This window comes from Microcoleus sp. S36b_A4 (genome assembly GCF_036700645.1).
Lineage (GTDB): Bacteria > Cyanobacteriota > Cyanobacteriia > Cyanobacteriales > Microcoleaceae > Microcoleus.
Genome location: NZ_JAUBPI010000217.1, coordinates 1 through 1,451, shown reverse-complemented (window position 1 = coordinate 1,451; position 1,451 = coordinate 1). Strand labels below are relative to the sequence as shown.

Below are 1,451 nucleotides of genomic sequence, written 5' to 3'. Positions count from 1 at the left end.
AATGAAAAAGCCCCCAGCAACCAGAGAGCCGAAAAAAACCGAAATCGAGCAGTTGAGCCAAGCTGAACTGGTAGAAAAGGTACTGGGGCTGCAAAAAATTATTGAAGAATTACAAGAAAAACTAGCCATTGCTACGGGCAAAAGTCGAACCACCAGTCAGACTTCATCAAAGCCCCCATCAACGGATCTGATCCAGAAATCAGAGAAACCAACAGTCACACCAGAAGCAGACCAAAAAAAGAAACCAGGTGGACAACCAGGTCATCAGGGAAAAACCCGCAAAGGGTTTGGACGAGTAGACAGAACCGAAATTAGCTCACCCGACATCTGTCTCAATTGTGGTAGTCAAGAATTAAGTCAAGTAATTAACATCCACAGACAGCAAGTAGCAACTCTAGTCGCCAAACCAATCGAAGTCGTCGAATATCAGACACAATCGTGTAAATGCCTAGAATGTGGTGCAGTAGTCAGAGGAGAACCACATCAGGGAGTGGTTCCAGGCCAAGACTTGAGCGTTAATCTCCAAGCACTATTAGTCTGGCTGGGGAATTATGGGCATCTTTCCTACGAAAAGCTGACTGAATTGTTGTGGGAACTCGGCACGATAGAAGTGTCAGTAGGAACACTCCAAAAAACCAATCAACGAGTAGCAGCAGTAGAGCCAGCTATCAAAGCACTGTGGGAATGGGCACCTCTTCAATCAAACGTTCATGTAGATGAAACGCCCCCGGTGTGTGATGGGAGTCAAAGAATGGCTGTGGACGGCTAGTGGAAAAGGATTCTGTTTATTTCATGCCGCAGATACCAGAGGACGTGTGGAACTAGAAACCATGCTGGGCAAAGAATTTGCTGGAGTCTTAAGCTCAGATGATTTCAGCGTTTATAATGGTTGCTTTCGTCATAGCCCAACAGAAGTGTCTAGCCCATTTACGACGGCATTTCAAGAAAGTGCTGGGACTTCCGGGCAACAATAATGCAGCAGTCGCTCAAATATTTCTGTCATTCATTGATGAAGCTTTTAGATCCCATGAGTCCTGGCGAAAGACGAAGGAGCAACTTACCTACGACTCTTGGGCTGAGGATTTCAAAATACGATTGAATCAAGCTTTGGCCACTTGGTTCAACCAAGTTGGCTATGCAGCAGGTTTGTTACTCAAATCCTTACGAGATAAGGCTCAACAATGGTGGTATTTTCTCGATCACCCATCGGTGTCTCCGGATAATAATTTAGCAGAACGTTCTCTACGGCTAGCTGTAACGAAACGGAAAGTTTCTGGCGGTTCTCGTTCGATGAAGCGATTTGAGGAAACTGCTAATCTACTTAGTGTCATCCAAACCTGTCGTTTTCAAGCTCGTTCAGTAATGGCTTTTTTCCGTGAGGCTATTTCTGCCCATTCTTGTGACTTGGCTCGGCCTGATCTCATTCCCGAATTTCAGACCTGAATCCTTAC

Annotated in this window: 1 pseudogene; it reads left to right on the top strand. The window is 45.4% G+C overall.

From position 1 onward, the window contains the following. Position 1 precedes the first annotated feature (1 nt). Positions 2–1,443, top strand: a pseudogene (tnpC, locus tag QUA03_RS28850) (IS66 family transposase). The last annotated feature ends 8 nt before the right edge of the window (positions 1,444–1,451 follow it).